Source organism: Streptomyces sp. NPDC087263 (assembly GCF_044744645.1).
Taxonomy (GTDB): Bacteria; Actinomycetota; Actinomycetes; order Streptomycetales; family Streptomycetaceae; genus Streptomyces.
In genome coordinates this window covers 115,645-129,633 of the sequence record NZ_JBIUYT010000009.1, presented here as the reverse complement: position 1 = coordinate 129,633, position 13,989 = coordinate 115,645, and the positions used below count along the sequence as shown (strand labels likewise).

Below are 13,989 nucleotides of genomic sequence, written 5' to 3'. Positions count from 1 at the left end.
GGTCTAAGACCGCTGAAGCACGGCGAACGAAGCGCCCTGATTGTCCGTGACCACCGCCACCCGCCCGTACGACGTGTCGAAGGGTGCCGCCTGGACGCGGCCGCCGAGCCGGTTCACCGTCCCGATCACGGCCTCACAGTCCTCGACGCCGAAGTGCACGAGGAAGTGGGGCGGCATCTCGGCCGGGAAGACGTCGGACACGGGGGCCCGGCCGAAGTCGGGGGAGGCGTCGGGGCCGAAGAGGGCGTCCAGGAAGACGGTGCCGTAGAACTGGTCGACCCTCGCCATGTCCCGGGCGTACAGCTCCGCCCAGCAGAAGGTGCCCGGCTCGTAGCGCCTGCCGAAGCCGGGGTGGGTGCCGGCCTGCCAGAGGCCGAAGACGGCGCCCTCAGGGTCGGCCGCGAGGGCGCGCGTGCCGAAGTCGCCCACCGGCGTCGGCGCGGTGATCAGCCGGCCGCCCTCCGCCTCGATCCGGTCGGCGAGCACGGTGACGTCCGGCGTCGCGAAGTACACCGTCCATACGGTGGGCATCCGGCCGTCCCGCTTGGGCACGAGGGCGGCGACGGGCTCGCCGTGGTGGTGCGCCCGCACAGCCCCTCGTGCCGGAGCCCCGGGTTCGTCCGGGTGGTGCCCCTCCTCGAAGGTCCACCCGAAGAGCTCGCCGTAGAAGCGCCTGCCCGCCGCGACATCGGCGAGCTGTACGTCGATCCAGCAGGGGACGCCTTCAGGGAAGACGGCGGTGCCCGCGGGCAAAGGGGCGGATTCGGCCATGCGGCCAAGCTAACGGGCCTTCACGCATCCCGCAGAGCATGCGCATCCCTTTGTGCACGGGCACCCGCACCCCCGCGTAAACAGGCACACACACCCTGTGTGAACAGGCACACACACCCCGGTGGTGAGCACCCGCACCCCATTTGCAGTCGGCCGAATCGCGCTCCGATCACCCCTCGGTAAGCTGACGGCATGACAGGACAAGTGCGTACCGTCGACGGCCGAGTGGCCGGGCGGCGTGGGCAGGCGACCCGGCAGAAGCTGCTCGACTGCCTCAGCGAGATGCTCAGCTCTTCCCCTTACCGGGACGTCAAAGTCATTGATGTCGCCCGGAAGGCGGGCACTTCACCCGCGACCTTCTACCAGTACTTCCCGGACGTCGAAGGCGCCGTCCTGGAGATCGCCGAGCAAATGGCCACGGAGGGCGCCGGGTTGACCCAGCTGCTCGACGGGCGTTCCTGGGTCGGCAAGGCCGGCTGGCAGACCTCGCAGGAACTCGTCGACGGATTCCTGGAGTTCTGGCGGCGCAACGACGCGATCCTCAGGGTCGTCGATCTGGGTGCCGCCGAGGGCGACAAACGGTTCTACAAGATCCGAATGAAGATCCTCAACTCCGTGAACAACTCCCTTACGGACACGGTCACCGAGCTCCAGTCCAAGGGCAAGGTCGACAAGGACGTGAACCCGGCGGCGATGGCCGGTTCCCTCGTCGCCATGCTCGCGGCGGTGGCCTCGCACCAGAGGGGATTCCAGTCGTGGGGCGTCAAGCAGGCTGAACTCAAGCCTAATCTGGCGCTGTTGGTGCACCTGGGCGTGACGGGGAAGAAGCCCACGAAGTAGCCACCCTTCCGGTCGCTTCTCGTCCCGTCGCCATCCCTTCCCGTCCAGTAGTCCAACTCCTGTCATGCGGGCGGCAGTCCATCCATCCATGTGGACTGCCGCCTGCTGCGCTGTGCGCACGGCACAGTCCAGGCCGGCCCGGGCCCACCCCTGCGGCTGATGAGCTCAGCGCCGCGCGATCCGGAACAACCGGATCTCCCGGTCGATCCGCTCCTGATAAGTGACGTACGGCGGCCAGAACGCCACCACCGCTTTCCAGGCCGCGGCCCTCTCGTCCCCTTCCAGGAGATGAGCGGTTACGGCGATGTCCTCGCCCTTCCAGCTGATCCCGGCGTCCGGATGCGCGAGGAGGTTGGCGGTCCAGGCAGGGTGATCCGGGCGGCCGAAGTTGGAGCCGATGAGGATCCAGCTCCCCGGAGCGGCGGTACCTGTGGCACCTGTGGCACCTGTGGCACCCCTGGCACCTGTGGCCGCAAGCTCGGGCATACAGGCCAACGGCGTACGGCGCTCCACCCCACTCCTGGCGCCACGCACGGTGAGGATGACCCCCGGCAGCATCTGCGCACTGAGCAGCACCTTGCCGCGCGTCAGCCGGTGCACCACACGGTCCAGCGCGGGAACGACATGCGGGGCGACCCGCGCGAACGTCCGGGTCGAGGAGACCTTCTGCACCAGCCGGACCCCCGGAACCCGGCCGCCGGCCCTGGCCTTCACCTTGGGCATCACACAGCCACCTCTCCACGACTGCTACTACCGCTGCTATTACTGCTGCTATTACTGCCACTGCTACTGCTCCCGCTATCGAACAAGTGCGCCATATCGGCGGCGTACCCCCGTAGCCGATGCACCGGCCCGAAGAGCAGCTCGTCACCGGCCGACCGCTTGAAGTACAGATGGGCCTCGTGCTCCCAGGTGAAACCGATACCGCCGTGCAGCTGGATCCCCTCGGACGCGGCAACCCGCAGCGCCTCCAGCGCCTGAGCGAGCGCGAGCCCGCCCACCCGCTCTCCATCGGCACCGGCACCGGCACCGACCGCCCAAGCCGCGCAATACGCCGCCGACCGTGCCGCCTGCACCCCCACGTACACATCCGCCAGCCGGTGCTTCACCGCCTGGAACGACCCGATCGCCCGCCCGAACTGCTCCCGCTGCCGCACGTACTCGACCGTCCGCTCCAGCGCCCGGTCGGCGGCGCCCACGGCCTCAGCGGCGAGTACGGCGGCGGCCACGTCCCCGACAGCGGCGAGCGCTCCGGTCACGTCGGCCCCCTCGTCTCCGAGCAACTCGGCTTCCACATCCCGGAGTTCGATCCGGGCCTGGGGTCGCGTCTCGTCGAGGGACGTCTGCCGGACCCGCACCAGCCCGTCGACAGCCCCGTCCCCCACTCGAGTCTCCCCCGCCCGTACGAGGAACAGCAGCGTGCGGGCCCGTACGAAGCCCCCTGTGTGCGCAGCCACCACAAGCAGCCCCGCGCTATGTCCGTCGAGCACCTGTGCCGCCTGCCCATAGAGCCGCCACACACCATCGGCCTGCCGAGCCTGTATGCCACCGGCGCGGCCGCCGCCCGCCCAGTCCCCGCGGTTGTCGCCCACCAGCCCGAGCACGGTCGCGAGCCGCGCGCCCGGCACCGCGAGGGTGGCGGTCAGCTCGCCGGAGGCAAAGCGCGGCAGCAGTTCAGCGCGTTGGGCCTCGGTGCCCAGGGCCAGGACCAGCGGGGCCGCGAGGACGGCCGTGGACAGGAGAGGGGAGGGGGCGAGCGCGCGACCCGACTCCTCGCAGGCGAGGGCGAGTTCGGTGACGGAGCAGCCGACGCCGCCGTACGCCTCGGGAAGGGCGAGACCGGGCAGCCCGAGCTGTCGCGCGAGCGCGTCCCAGAGCGCGGGGTCGTATCCGTCGGGGCTCCGCACGGCGGCCCGCACCTCCTCCGGCCCGCACCGCTTGACCAGCAACTCCCTCAGCGTGCGCCGGATCTCCTCCTGCTCGGCGGTGAAACGGGCGTCCATGGCGGACTCCTCCCCAGATCTGACGGACCGTCATATTAGGCCTGCACCAGAGGAATGCACAGGCCCGTGACGCCCTCCCCTCCCTTACCCACCAGTACCTGATGTACCGTCAGATTCATGACGCCAGGAACTCCCCCCGAGGCCAGGGCTTCCGGTAGGCGCAAGGTCGCCGTCGTCGGCGTATCCCTCTCCGACTGCGGCCGCGTCGAGGAGGCGACCCCGTACGCCCTGCACGCCCAGGCCGCCCGCCGCGCGCTGGCCGACGCGGGGCTCGGACGTGAGGTGGTCGACGGTTTCGCGTCCGCGGGCCTCGGCACGCTGGCGCCCGTCGAGGTGGCCGAGTACCTGGGGCTGCGGCCCAGCTGGGTCGACTCGACCTCCGTCGGCGGCTCCACCTGGGAGGTCATGGCGGCCCACGCGGCCGACGCGATCGCGGCCGGCCACGCGAACGCCGTCCTCCTGGTCTACGGTTCCACCGCCCGCGCCGACATCAAGGCGGGCCGCCGCACCGGCAACCTGTCCTTCGGCGCCCGGGGGCCCCTCCAGTTCGAGGTCCCGTACGGCCACACCCTCATCGCCAAGTACGCGATGGCCGCCCGCCGTCACATGCACGAGTACGGCACGACCCTGGAACAGCTCGCCTCGGTCGCCGTCCAGGCCCGCGCGAACGCGGCCGCGAACCCGGAGGCGATGTTCCGCGACCCGATCACCGTCGACGACGTCCTGTCGGGTCCGATGATCGCGGACCCCTTCACCAAGCTGCACTGCTGCATCCGCTCCGACGGCGGCGCGGCGGTCCTGCTGGCGGCCGAGGAGTACGTACGGGACTGCCGTACCGCTCCTGTCTGGGTGCTCGGCACCGGCGAGCACGTCTCGCACACCACCATGTCCGAGTGGGCGGACTTCACCGTCTCCCCGGCGGCGGTGAGCGGTCGCCTCGCCTTCTCCCGCGCCGGGGTCCGCCCGGACGAGATCGACCTGGCCGAGATCTACGACGCCTTCACCTACATGACGCTCGTGACGCTGGAGGACCTCGGCTTCTGCGCGAAGGGGGAGGGGGGTTCCTTCGTGGACGCCGCCAAGGGCCGGCTGCTGGTGGGCGGGGAACTGCCCGTCAACACGGACGGCGGTGGACTGTCGGCCCAACACCCCGGGATGCGGGGGCTGTTCCTGCTGGTGGAGGCCGTACGGCAGTTGCGCGGCGAGGCCGGGGAACGCCAGGTGAGAAAGGTCGGCGGGCGCCTGCCGGAGCTGGCGGTCGCCTCGGGGACGGGCGGCTGGTTCTGCTCTTCGGGGACGGTGGTGCTGGGGAAGGGGTGAGTCGGCGACCGCCCCGCGGCCTCAACTCACCGATAGAGACAGCAGGTTCGGCCCCGACCGGCGGGCGCCGATCCGCTGCTCGGTCGCCCTGCGCGGCGCCGGGACCGACCGCGGAACCGTCGCCGACACCGATATCCGGTTCCGGCCACTCTCACCGCTACCGCCCCCACCGCCCCCACCGCCCCCACCGCTACCGACGGCGAAGACGAACAGCCGCAGCACCAGGAAACGTCCGACTCCGGCGAGCCCGGAGGCGCTGAGGTAGACGATCTGCTCCGTCAGCATGCCGGGCGACGACTGCATCAGGTGCAGTACGAGCATCGCGGCGGAGGTCACCGCGTAGGCCGCCACGGCCGATCCCGCCGACTGCCAGTGCCGGCGCCATCCGGCACGCCGCCCGGACCCGAAGGTGAAGCGTGCGTGCAACTCCGTGCAGAGGAGGGTGGAGGCGACGGTGACCAGCGCGTTCGCCACGGCCCAGGGCGCGGCCCCGGCGAGCAGCGCCACGGCGGCACTGGAGAGCAGCCCGACACCGCCGCCGCACAGCACGAACCGGGCGAAGGAGGCGAGCGGGCCGGGGGTCGCCGGGGTCACCGGGACGGCCAGAGGCACCGGAGTGACCGGGGTGACCCGGATCCGGCGTACGCCGTCCATGCGGGGCACTGTCGGCTCGGAACCCCGCGCCGCGAACGCCGTCTCCGGCTTCGACAACAGCAGCGAATTCATGGGAGGGGTTTCCTTCCGGCGGGGCCGTGAACCTCTGGGATCAGGGGCCGTGAACCCCTGCGATCAACTGGGTTCAACGATGTCGTCCTGGGCGCCTCAGCACGAGGAGGTGCGCTACCCGGCCGGGGGTACGGCTAGCCCCACCATGGGCCGGGTGCCCACGGGTGTGTCGGTCCCCCGGAATACGGAGCGGTACCGGGCAGGCTGACGCAGACATCCACCGTTCGCAGCCTGCCCGCAGCATGGAGGAGACCGACATGGCCCTGACCCGCGAAGAGCGCGAAGCCTTTCTCGCCGAGCCGCACGTCGCCGCGATCGCAGTCGACGCGGGGGCGGGAAGGGCACCGCTCACGGTGCCGATCTGGTATCAGTACGAGCCCGGCGGCATCGTGTGGATCATGACCGGGCTCGCCTCCCGCAAGAACGAGCTGATCAAGGCCGCGGGCCGGTTCACCCTGCTGGTCGACCGGCTCGAACCCACCATCCGGTACGTGTCGGTCGAGGGGCCGGTGCTCGACACCACGCCCGCCACCCGCGAACAGCTCCACGAGATCTCGGCCCGCTACCTCCCGGCCGACAAGGTCGACGCCTACGTCGACTTCGCCTGGAAGGAACACGGCGCCAACGTGATCGTCCGCATGCAACCCGAACACTGGGTCTCGTCCGACCTCGGCTCGGTGTGAGCGGGGTACGTGGATCTCACGTGACAATCAGGTCATGAGTGCCGACGCGTCCGCCGAGTTCGTCCACCTGCTCCGCTCCCAACGGGTCTGGGACACCGCGCTGCCCCCCTTCGATCCGGAGGCGGCGCCCGACGAGCCGCTGCCGCTGTTCGGCCGGTGGTTCGCGGAGGCGGTGGCGGCGGGGCAGACCGAGCCGCACACCATGTCCCTCGCCACGGTGGACGAGGACGGGCTGCCGGACGTCCGTACGGTGATGCTGCACGGGGCGGACGCGGAGGGCTGGTCCTTCGCGTCGCACGCGACGAGCCGCAAGGGCCGGCAACTGGCCGCCCGCCCGTGCGCCGCCCTCGGCTTCTACTGGCCCGCGCAGGGCCGCCAGATCCGCCTCCGCGGCCCCGTCACCGTCGCCCCACCCGAGGCGAGCCAGGCGGACCTGCACGCCCGCTCCACCGGCGCGCTGGCCGCCGCCCTCGTCGGCCACCAGAGCGAAGTCCTGCCCTCACACAAGGAGTTGGAGCAGGCATCCGACGCAGCCTGGTCACAGGCCCACCACGAGCCCACCACCCCGGTCCCCACCTGGACCCTCTACCACCTCCACCCGAACGAGGCAGAGTTCTTCCAGGGCGACGACCAAAGACGCCACGTACGCCTCAACTACCGCCGCACAGACTCCGGCTGGCTCAAGGAACTGTTGTGGCCCTGATGCCGGACGCGGTGAAGTCGTACATCGCGAAGTCGCCCACCGGCCGGTAACCGATGCGCTGGTACAGGCTGTTGCCGGCCGAATTGGCAAGGTCGGCGAAGAGCGGCACCTCACCCACACCGGAGGCAGGCACGGAACGACTCACCTCTGCGGTGACGGCGGAGCAGCGGGCTCCGGATCCGTCGCGAGCCGCCCGTGCAGATGCACATCGCGGAAGGCGTCGTGTCGCCCCGCCTCGAACATCGCTCCCCGCAGTGTCCCCTCGTAGGGGAATCCGCAGCGTTCGGCGATGCGGCAGGACGCGTCGTGACCCAGGGCGTGGCCCAGTTCCAGGCGGTGCAGGCCGAGGTCGGTGAAGGCGAAGCGGGTGGCGACGAGCAGGGCGCGGGTGGCGATCTGGCGGCCGCGGGCCTCGGGGAGGACCCAGTAGCCGACACGGGCGCTGCGTATGACGTGGTCGATCTCGTTGACGCCGATGTGACCGAGCACCGTTCCGGTGTCCGCCTCCGTGACGCAGAAGGAGACACCGCTCGCGTCCACCGCGGCCTCGGCACGCGAGCGGAGCGACTCACGCGCGCCGTCGATGTCCCGGACGATCTTCAGCGGGGTGTTCCAGCGCTGGAACTCCGGGTCGGAAAGACCGCGCAGCCACGCCGACACATCGACGTCGGACTCGGCGTTCCAGGGGCGCAGCCGCAGACCGTGCCCGCGCCGCTCGGGGAAGGGTTGGATGGCGTACTGCTCATGGACGTCGGCCATCCACCCATTGAAACTCCTCGGCGCGTACGACTCCCACCCGGGGCCCGCCTCGCACACCCCGGCCGCCCGCACGCCTCACCCCCAGGGCCGCACGCCCGCACGCCTCACCCCCAGGCCCGCACGCCCGCACGCCTCACCCCCAGGGCCGGAACACCGGCACCCACACGTCCCCCACCCCCCGGAACGTCACCCCCAGCCCCATCCCGACCCGCAGTGCCCCCTCCGCGCACTCCACGACCTCGGTCATCATCCGCGGCCCTTCCGCGAGGTCGACGACGGCGGCGACGTACGGGACGCGCTCGCCGAACGGCGGGAGGTCGTTGCGGTGGACGACGGACCAGGTGTAGAGCGTGGCGTGCCCGCTCGTCGGCTCCCAGCGCACGTCCTCGCTCCAGCAGTGCGGGCAGAACTCCCGGGGGTAGTGATGGGCCCGTCCGCATCCCGCGCAGCGACGCACCAGCAGCCGCCCCTCCGCCGCCGCGTCCCAGTAGGGCCGGGTGAAGGCATCCACCTCGGGCAGATCGAAGCGCGTGCCACTCACGAGAACCGCCCCTCGCTCGCGAGGCCGGCGCTCATGAGAACAGCCCGATCGTCTCGTCCAGTGACCACGTCTGCCACGACATTCCGAACAGCCCGACGACCGAGATCAGCGCCATCATCGAGTTCTGGCCCTGCTCGGCCCAGTCGTGGATCATGAGGACGAGGTAGAGGAGGTTGAGGAGAAGGCCTCCGACCAGGGCGATCGGCGTCAGGAAGCCGAGGATCAGCCCGAGGCCCAGCGCGAGTTCCGCGTACGCGACCACGTACGCCATCGTCCGCGGGCGCGGCGCGACGACCGTGTCGAAGCCGCTCCGGACCGCGTTCCACCGGTGCTTCGCCGCGATGTCCGCCGCCCACGCGATCCCGCTCCCCCGCTCGAACCACGCCTTCTTGTCCTTGTGCCGCCAGCTCTCCAGCCACCACAGCCCGAGCCCGATACGGAGCACGGCCAGCCATTCCGCCCCGCTGAGCCAGATCGTGTCCATGGGCGACCCCACTCCCCTCGGTTTCTGACGGTACGTCAGTTTCACCGCACGGGACCGCACACGCAAGAGGCGTACAGCCCCGGCGCGACCCCTCCCCCCAGCAGCCCGGACCGGCACCTCCCCCGCAGCCCGGCGTGGCACCTCCCCGAGCAGCCCGGCACCCGTCCTCCGCCGACCCCGGCACACCCACCCCCTCCACGCCCCCAGCACAACCGAGTGACCTACGCCACCAGCCCCACCCACCCCTCCTACAGTCGTGATCAGTTCGCAACCGATTCCGGGGCTTGACCGAGACCTAACAAGTAACTACGTGATTACGCTCGCGGACATGGCCGACTCCTCTGCTTCCTCGACGCCGCACCCGGTGCCGTCCCACGAAGACCGCCCCGTGTACGTGATCGGCGGCGGCCCCGGCGGACTCGCCGCGGCCCACGCGCTGCGCGCGCAGGGCGTACGCGCCGTCGTGCTGGAGAAGTCCGAGCACGTCGGGGCGTCCTGGCGGCGCCACTACGACCGGCTGCACCTGCACACCACACGGCGGCTGTCGTCGCTCCCGGGTCTTCCCATGCCGCGCGCCTTCGGACGGTGGGTGTCACGAGACAACGTGGTGCGCTACCTGGAGAAGTACGCCGAACACCACCAGCTGGAGATCGTGACGGGCGTCGAGGTCTCGCGCGCCGAACCCGCCCCGGGCGGCGACGGCTGGCTGCTGCACGCCACCGGCGGGCGGGAGTTGACCGGCAGCGCGGTGGTCGTCGCCACCGGCTACAACCACACGCCCCACATCCCCGACTGGCCCGGCCGCGACAGCTACACCGGCGAACTCCTGCACGCCGGCGACTACCGCAACCCCGCCCCCTACGCCGGCCGCGACGTCCTCGTCGTCGGCGTCGGCAACACGGGCGCCGAGATCGCCGTGGACCTCATCGAGGGCGGCGCCTCGCGCGTCCGTCTCTCCGTCCGGACCGCCCCGCACATCGTGCGCCGCTCCACGGCCGGGTGGGCCGCCCAGTTCACGGGCATCGTCGTACGGCGACTGCCGGTCGGCCTCGTCGACCGCCTCGCCGGGCCGATGGCCAGGCTGAGCGTCCCCGACCTCTCCGCCCAGGGACTGCCCCGCCCCGACACCGGCCTCTACTCACGCGTCAACGAAGGCTCCATCCCCGTCCAGGACGTGGGTCTCATCGACGCCGTCCGCAAGGGCCGGGTCGAGATCGTGGCCGCGGTGGACGGTTTCGAGGACGGCAAGGTCGCCCTCGCCGACGGGAACCGGATCGGCCCGGACGTCGTGATCGCCGCGACCGGTTACGTCCGCGCCCTGGAGGGTCTCGTCGGCCACCTCGACGTACTGGACACACGCGGCCGCCCGGTCGTGCACGGCGCCCGCACCCCGAGGAACGCCCCCGGCCTCTACTTCAGCGGCTTCACCAACCCCATCTCCGGCATGTTCCGCGAACTCGCCCTCGACGCCGAGAAGATCGCGAAGGCGGTCGCCCGCAACTCCGCGACGCGGAAACCACCCTCGGCCGCACACTGACCGCGGACCCCCGCCGCCCCTACCCGGTCCCCTTCCGGTCCCTACCCGCCCTCCGCCCGGTCCCTGCCCGGTCCCCACCTACCCTCCATCCGGTCCCTGTCCGGCCGCCGCCCGGCCTCTGTTCGTCCCTGCCGTACGAGCCCTCAAGGGTTCCTCTCCGCCGCGTGGCGGGTACCAACCTGGTGCTCGCCGCGTGTCTTTGCGTGCACAACGGTTCCTGACATGGCGTCAGTTAAGTAATCTGACTATGCGTCAGTTAATTGGCTGTCACACAGGAGCGGGCGGACCGATGCTTGGATCAACCCACGGCACCCTCACCACCGACTCCCGCCGGGCCCGGGTCATCGCCTGCGGCGAGCAACCCTCACCCGTCGTGCACGGCCGGCCGGCCGAGGTCCACGACCTGGACGTCAGCGGCCGGCCCCTGTACGCGGGCGTACCCGATCTGGACCGTTTCTTCCGTCCCGAGTCCGTGGCCGTGATCGGCGCCTCGGACGCCGAGGGGCGGCCGAACACCGGCATCACGCGACAGCTGATCGCCTGGGCCGAGCGGGTGGGAGCGCGGCTGCACCCGGTGCACCCCACCCGTCAGTCCGTCTTCGGCATACCGTGCTTCCCCTCCGTCTCGGATCTGCCCGAACAGGTCGACCTGGCTGTGCTGCTGGTCGGCGACCCTCTTCCCGTGATCGAGAAACTGGCCGAGGCCAAGGTGAAGTTCGCGGTGGCCTTCGCCTCCGGTTTCGCCGAGACCGGAGCCGAGGGAGCCCTCGCACAGGCCCGGCTCGCCACCGCCGTCGCCGGCTCGGGACTGCGGCTGCTCGGGCCCAACACCAACCTCAACGCCTTCGAGAAGTTCCGCGACGACCTCGACGGTCCCGCGATCGCGCTCATCACGCAGTCCGGGCATCAGGGCCGGCCGGTGTTCGCGATGCAGGAGCTGGGTGTGCGGCTCTCCCACTGGGCGCCCACCGGCAACGAAGCCGACCTGGAGACCGCCGACTTCATCTCCTACTTCTCCGAGCGGCCCGAGGTCGGTGCCATCGCCTGCTATGTCGAGGGACTCAAGGACGGCCGCTCCTTTCTGCTCGCCGCCGATCGCGCCGCCCGGCGCGGGGTACCCGTCGTCGCGGTCAAGGTCGGCCGCACCGAGACCGGCGCCCGCACGGCCGCCTCACACACCGGAAAGCTGACCGGCGCCGACACGGTGGTGGACGCGGCGATGCGGCAGTACGGCGTGATCCGCGTCGACGGACTCGACGAACTCCAGGACACCGCGGCCCTGTTGGCCCGCGCCCGCGCCCCGCAGGCCGACGGGGTCGCCGTCTATTCGATCTCGGGCGGCACGGGTGCGCACTTCGCGGACCTGGCGAGCGAGGCCGGACTGTCCCTGCCCACGCTGCCGCCCGACAAGCAGGCCGAACTGCACGAGTGGATACCCGACTACCTGAACGTCGCCAACCCGGTCGACAACGGCGGCCACCCGGTGGGCGACTGGCGCGGCCGCAAGATCATCGACGCGATCCTCGCCGACCCCTCCGTCGGCGTGCTGATCTGCCCCATCACCGGGCCCTTCCCGCCGATGAGCGACAAGCTGGCGCAGGATCTGGTGGACGCGGCGGAGCAGACGGACAAGCTGGTGTGTGTGGTGTGGGGGTCGCCGGTCGGCACCGAGGCCGCCTACCGCGAGACGCTGCTCGGGTCGTCCAGGGTCGCCACCTTCCGTACCTTCGCCAACTGCATCACCGCCGTACGCGCCTATCTGGACCACCACCGCTTCGCCGCCGCCTACCGCTCCCCCTTCGACGAGGCACCCCGCACCCCCTCGCCCTCCTTCCGCAAGGCGCAGGCCCTGATGCGGCCCGGGCAGCAGCTGAGCGAGCACGCGGCGAAGAGTTTGCTGCGCACGTACGGAATCCGCGTGCCCCGTGAGCAGTTGGTGACCAGCGCGGCGGCGGCCGTGCGGGCGGCGAGCCTGATCGGCTACCCCCTCGTGATGAAGGCCTCCGGCGCGCAGATCGCCCACAAGACGGAACTCGGCCTGGTGAAGCTTCCCCTGACCTCCGCCAGCCAGGTCCGCGACGCCTATCGCGAGCTGACCGACATCGCGCGCTACGAGGGGATCTCGCTCGACGGGGTGCTCGTGTGCCAGATGGTCGAACGGGGCGTCGAGATGGTCGTCGGTGTCACGCACGACGAGCTCTTCGGGCCGACCGTGACCGTCGGCCTCGGCGGCGTCCTCGTCGAGGTGCTCCACGACGCGGCCGTCCGCGTGCCGCCCTTCGGCGAGGACCAGGCCCGCGGCATGCTCGCCGAGCTGCGGGGGCGGGCGCTTCTCGACGGGGTCCGCGGGGCTCCGCCCGTCGACATCGACGCGCTGGTGGAGGTCGTCGTCCGCGTCCAGCGCATGGCACTCGAACTCGGTGACGACATCGCGGAGCTGGACATCAATCCGCTGATGGTGCTGCCTCGGGGGCAGGGGGCGGTGGCATTGGACGCGCTGGTGATGTGCCGCTGAGTTGCCGGGCCTTCCGCGCGACCGGCGCCTGCCGCGCCGGAGGCCCACTGTTCCTCGTACAGGACCCGTGGGCCTCCTGCGCGACCCGCACCTCCCACGCCGGAGATCCACTGCTCCTCGTACAGGACCCGCTGCCCCTTTCGACAACCTCGACAACCCCCCTGTTCCTCTCGGCAACCCCCCTGTTCCTCGCGACAACCCCACCGCTCCTCGTACGAAAAAGCCCACCACTCCTCGTACGAAACGGAGTACCCCCATGTCCGACTCCCCCCATGTATCTCCCGAAAAGTCCCTCGACTCATTGATACTTCACGCCACTGACAATGCCGTCGCGTGGATCACCCTCAACCGGCCCGAGGCGATGAACGCTCTCACCTGGGACCAGCGGGAACGGGTGATCGGACTGCTCGCGGAAGCCTCCGCCGACCCGGACGTGCGGGCTGTCGTCATCAGGGGGACGGGCCGCGGATTCTGCGCGGGTGCGGACCTGCGCGGGGGCGCGCCGGCCGGGGAACGGGTGCCCGGCGCCGTCGCCCGTACGATCCGCCTCGGCGCCCAGCGGCTCATCGCCGCCGTCCTCGACTGCGAGAAGCCGGTGATCGCGGCGGTGAACGGCACGGCGGCCGGGATCGGCGCACACCTGGCGTTCGCGTGTGATCTCGTACTCGCCGCGGATTCGGCCCGGTTCATCGAGGTGTTCGTACGACGCGGCCTCGTCCCGGACGGCGGCGGCGCGTATCTCCTGCCCCGTCTGATCGGTCCGCAGCGCGCCAAGGAGCTGATGTTCTTCGGCGACGCGCTCACCGCCACGGACGCCGAGCGGCTAGGCCTGGTCAACAAGGTCGTACCGGCGCAGGAGTTGGAGAAGACCGCTCGCGAGTGGTCCGAGCGCCTCGCCACCGGTCCGACCCGCGCGCTCGCCCTCACCAAACAGCTGGTCAACGCCTCCCTGGAGAGCGATCGCGGGACGGCTTTCGCCGCCGAGGCCGCCGCGCAGGAGATCAACATGACGACGACGGACGCGAACGAGGGGGTCGCGAGTTTCGTGGAGCGGCGGGAACCGCACTACCGGGGGCGTTGACCGAGACGGCTCACGGCATTGCTCAC

At 70.9% G+C, this 13,989-nt stretch carries 15 protein-coding genes; 7 read left to right on the top strand and 8 right to left on the bottom strand.

Features of this window, described 5'->3' with window-relative positions; translation table 11 throughout:
* Positions 1-3: 3 nt before the first annotated feature.
* Entirely contained in the window at positions 4-771 is a 768-nt protein-coding gene (locus ACIPC1_RS28040) for a VOC family protein (protein ID WP_402521705.1), read from the bottom strand.
* A gap of 204 nt (positions 772-975) precedes the next feature.
* Between ACIPC1_RS28040 and ACIPC1_RS28035 the strand changes: the two genes are divergently transcribed.
* A complete protein-coding gene (locus ACIPC1_RS28035; protein WP_384382019.1) occupies positions 976-1,611 on the top strand; it encodes a TetR family transcriptional regulator in 636 nt (211 codons plus the stop codon).
* Positions 1,612-1,776: 165 nt separating this feature from the next.
* Here the strand turns inward: ACIPC1_RS28035 and ACIPC1_RS28030 are convergent, their stop codons facing one another.
* Together ACIPC1_RS28030 and ACIPC1_RS28025 are read right to left on the bottom strand one after the other, a co-directional pair.
* Entirely contained in the window at positions 1,777-2,334 is a 558-nt protein-coding gene (locus tag ACIPC1_RS28030; protein WP_402521703.1) for a nitroreductase/quinone reductase family protein, read from the bottom strand.
* Positions 2,334-3,614 carry an acyl-CoA dehydrogenase family protein gene (locus ACIPC1_RS28025; RefSeq protein ID WP_402521700.1) on the bottom strand — a complete coding sequence of 427 codons (1,281 nt, stop codon included), beginning with the start codon at positions 3,612-3,614 and terminating at the stop codon, positions 2,334-2,336. The genes ACIPC1_RS28030 and ACIPC1_RS28025 overlap by 1 nt, the downstream gene beginning before the upstream one ends.
* 117 nt (positions 3,615-3,731) lie before the next feature.
* Here ACIPC1_RS28025 and ACIPC1_RS28020 point away from each other — a divergent pair, with 117 nt between their 5' ends.
* The gene (locus ACIPC1_RS28020) at positions 3,732-4,934 is read left to right on the top strand and encodes a thiolase C-terminal domain-containing protein (protein WP_402521698.1); all 1,203 of its coding nucleotides are present in this window, start codon (positions 3,732-3,734) and stop codon (positions 4,932-4,934) included.
* Between the two features lie 21 nt (positions 4,935-4,955).
* Here ACIPC1_RS28020 and ACIPC1_RS28015 read toward each other — a convergent pair whose 3' ends face one another.
* The gene (locus tag ACIPC1_RS28015) at positions 4,956-5,660 is read right to left on the bottom strand and encodes a GtrA family protein (RefSeq protein ID WP_402521696.1); all 705 of its coding nucleotides are present in this window, start codon (positions 5,658-5,660) and stop codon (positions 4,956-4,958) included.
* A gap of 257 nt (positions 5,661-5,917) precedes the next feature.
* Here ACIPC1_RS28015 and ACIPC1_RS28010 point away from each other — a divergent pair, with 257 nt between their 5' ends.
* A complete protein-coding gene (locus ACIPC1_RS28010; RefSeq protein WP_402521694.1) occupies positions 5,918-6,343 on the top strand; it encodes a pyridoxamine 5'-phosphate oxidase family protein in 426 nt (141 codons plus the stop codon).
* A gap of 34 nt (positions 6,344-6,377) precedes the next feature.
* A complete protein-coding gene (locus ACIPC1_RS28005) occupies positions 6,378-7,046 on the top strand; it encodes a pyridoxal 5'-phosphate synthase (RefSeq protein WP_402521692.1) in 669 nt (222 codons plus the stop codon).
* Here ACIPC1_RS28005 and ACIPC1_RS28000 read toward each other — a convergent pair.
* The 4 genes from ACIPC1_RS28000 to ACIPC1_RS27985 form a co-directional block, all read right to left on the bottom strand.
* Positions 7,024-7,179 carry a GNAT family N-acetyltransferase gene (locus tag ACIPC1_RS28000; RefSeq protein WP_402521690.1) on the bottom strand — a complete coding sequence of 52 codons (156 nt, stop codon included), beginning with the start codon at positions 7,177-7,179 and terminating at the stop codon, positions 7,024-7,026. The two genes, ACIPC1_RS28005 and ACIPC1_RS28000, sit on opposite strands and share 23 nt — an antisense overlap.
* Before the next feature lie 8 nt (positions 7,180-7,187).
* The gene (locus ACIPC1_RS27995; RefSeq protein ID WP_402521688.1) at positions 7,188-7,805 is read right to left on the bottom strand and encodes a GNAT family N-acetyltransferase; all 618 of its coding nucleotides are present in this window, start codon (positions 7,803-7,805) and stop codon (positions 7,188-7,190) included.
* Positions 7,806-7,938: 133 nt separating this feature from the next.
* Entirely contained in the window at positions 7,939-8,346 is a 408-nt protein-coding gene (locus ACIPC1_RS27990) for a Zn-ribbon domain-containing OB-fold protein (RefSeq protein WP_402521686.1), read from the bottom strand.
* A gap of 31 nt (positions 8,347-8,377) precedes the next feature.
* Positions 8,378-8,830 carry a DoxX family membrane protein gene (locus tag ACIPC1_RS27985; protein WP_402521684.1) on the bottom strand — a complete coding sequence of 151 codons (453 nt, stop codon included), beginning with the start codon at positions 8,828-8,830 and terminating at the stop codon, positions 8,378-8,380.
* Positions 8,831-9,158: 328 nt separating this feature from the next.
* Here ACIPC1_RS27985 and ACIPC1_RS27980 point away from each other — a divergent pair, with 328 nt between their 5' ends.
* The 3 genes from ACIPC1_RS27980 (at position 9,159) to ACIPC1_RS27970 (ending at position 13,963) form a co-directional block, all read left to right on the top strand.
* Positions 9,159-10,367 carry a flavin-containing monooxygenase gene (locus ACIPC1_RS27980; protein WP_402521681.1) on the top strand — a complete coding sequence of 403 codons (1,209 nt, stop codon included), beginning with the start codon at positions 9,159-9,161 and terminating at the stop codon, positions 10,365-10,367.
* Between the two features lie 289 nt (positions 10,368-10,656).
* Positions 10,657-12,882, top strand: coding sequence for an acetate--CoA ligase family protein (locus tag ACIPC1_RS27975; RefSeq protein ID WP_402521679.1), 2,226 nt, complete (start codon positions 10,657-10,659; stop codon positions 12,880-12,882).
* Positions 12,883-13,138: 256 nt separating this feature from the next.
* On the top strand, positions 13,139-13,963 hold the full coding sequence (locus ACIPC1_RS27970; protein ID WP_402521677.1) for an enoyl-CoA hydratase/isomerase family protein: 825 nt from the start codon (positions 13,139-13,141) through the stop codon (positions 13,961-13,963).
* Positions 13,964-13,989: the final 26 nt, after the last annotated feature.

Excerpts from the sequence above, each read along its gene's own strand:
- ACIPC1_RS27995 (WP_402521688.1), bottom strand. The coding sequence starts at position 7,805 with ATGGCCGACGTCCATGAGCAGTACGCCATCCAACCCTTCCCCGAGCGG.
- ACIPC1_RS28015 (WP_402521696.1), bottom strand. The coding sequence starts at position 5,660 with ATGAATTCGCTGCTGTTGTCGAAGCCGGAGACGGCGTTCGCGGCGCGG.
- ACIPC1_RS28005 (WP_402521692.1), top strand. The coding sequence starts at position 6,378 with ATGAGTGCCGACGCGTCCGCCGAGTTCGTCCACCTGCTCCGCTCCCAA.
- ACIPC1_RS28030 (WP_402521703.1), bottom strand. The coding sequence starts at position 2,334 with ATGCCCAAGGTGAAGGCCAGGGCCGGCGGCCGGGTTCCGGGGGTCCGG.
- ACIPC1_RS28010 (WP_402521694.1), top strand. The coding sequence starts at position 5,918 with ATGGCCCTGACCCGCGAAGAGCGCGAAGCCTTTCTCGCCGAGCCGCAC.
- ACIPC1_RS28040 (WP_402521705.1), bottom strand. The coding sequence starts at position 771 with ATGGCCGAATCCGCCCCTTTGCCCGCGGGCACCGCCGTCTTCCCTGAA.
- ACIPC1_RS27985 (WP_402521684.1), bottom strand. The coding sequence starts at position 8,830 with ATGGACACGATCTGGCTCAGCGGGGCGGAATGGCTGGCCGTGCTCCGT.
- ACIPC1_RS28025 (WP_402521700.1), bottom strand. The coding sequence starts at position 3,614 with ATGGACGCCCGTTTCACCGCCGAGCAGGAGGAGATCCGGCGCACGCTG.
- ACIPC1_RS27970 (WP_402521677.1), top strand. The coding sequence starts at position 13,139 with ATGTCCGACTCCCCCCATGTATCTCCCGAAAAGTCCCTCGACTCATTG.
- ACIPC1_RS28020 (WP_402521698.1), top strand. The coding sequence starts at position 3,732 with ATGACGCCAGGAACTCCCCCCGAGGCCAGGGCTTCCGGTAGGCGCAAG.
- ACIPC1_RS27975 (WP_402521679.1), top strand. The coding sequence starts at position 10,657 with ATGCTTGGATCAACCCACGGCACCCTCACCACCGACTCCCGCCGGGCC.
- ACIPC1_RS27980 (WP_402521681.1), top strand. The coding sequence starts at position 9,159 with ATGGCCGACTCCTCTGCTTCCTCGACGCCGCACCCGGTGCCGTCCCAC.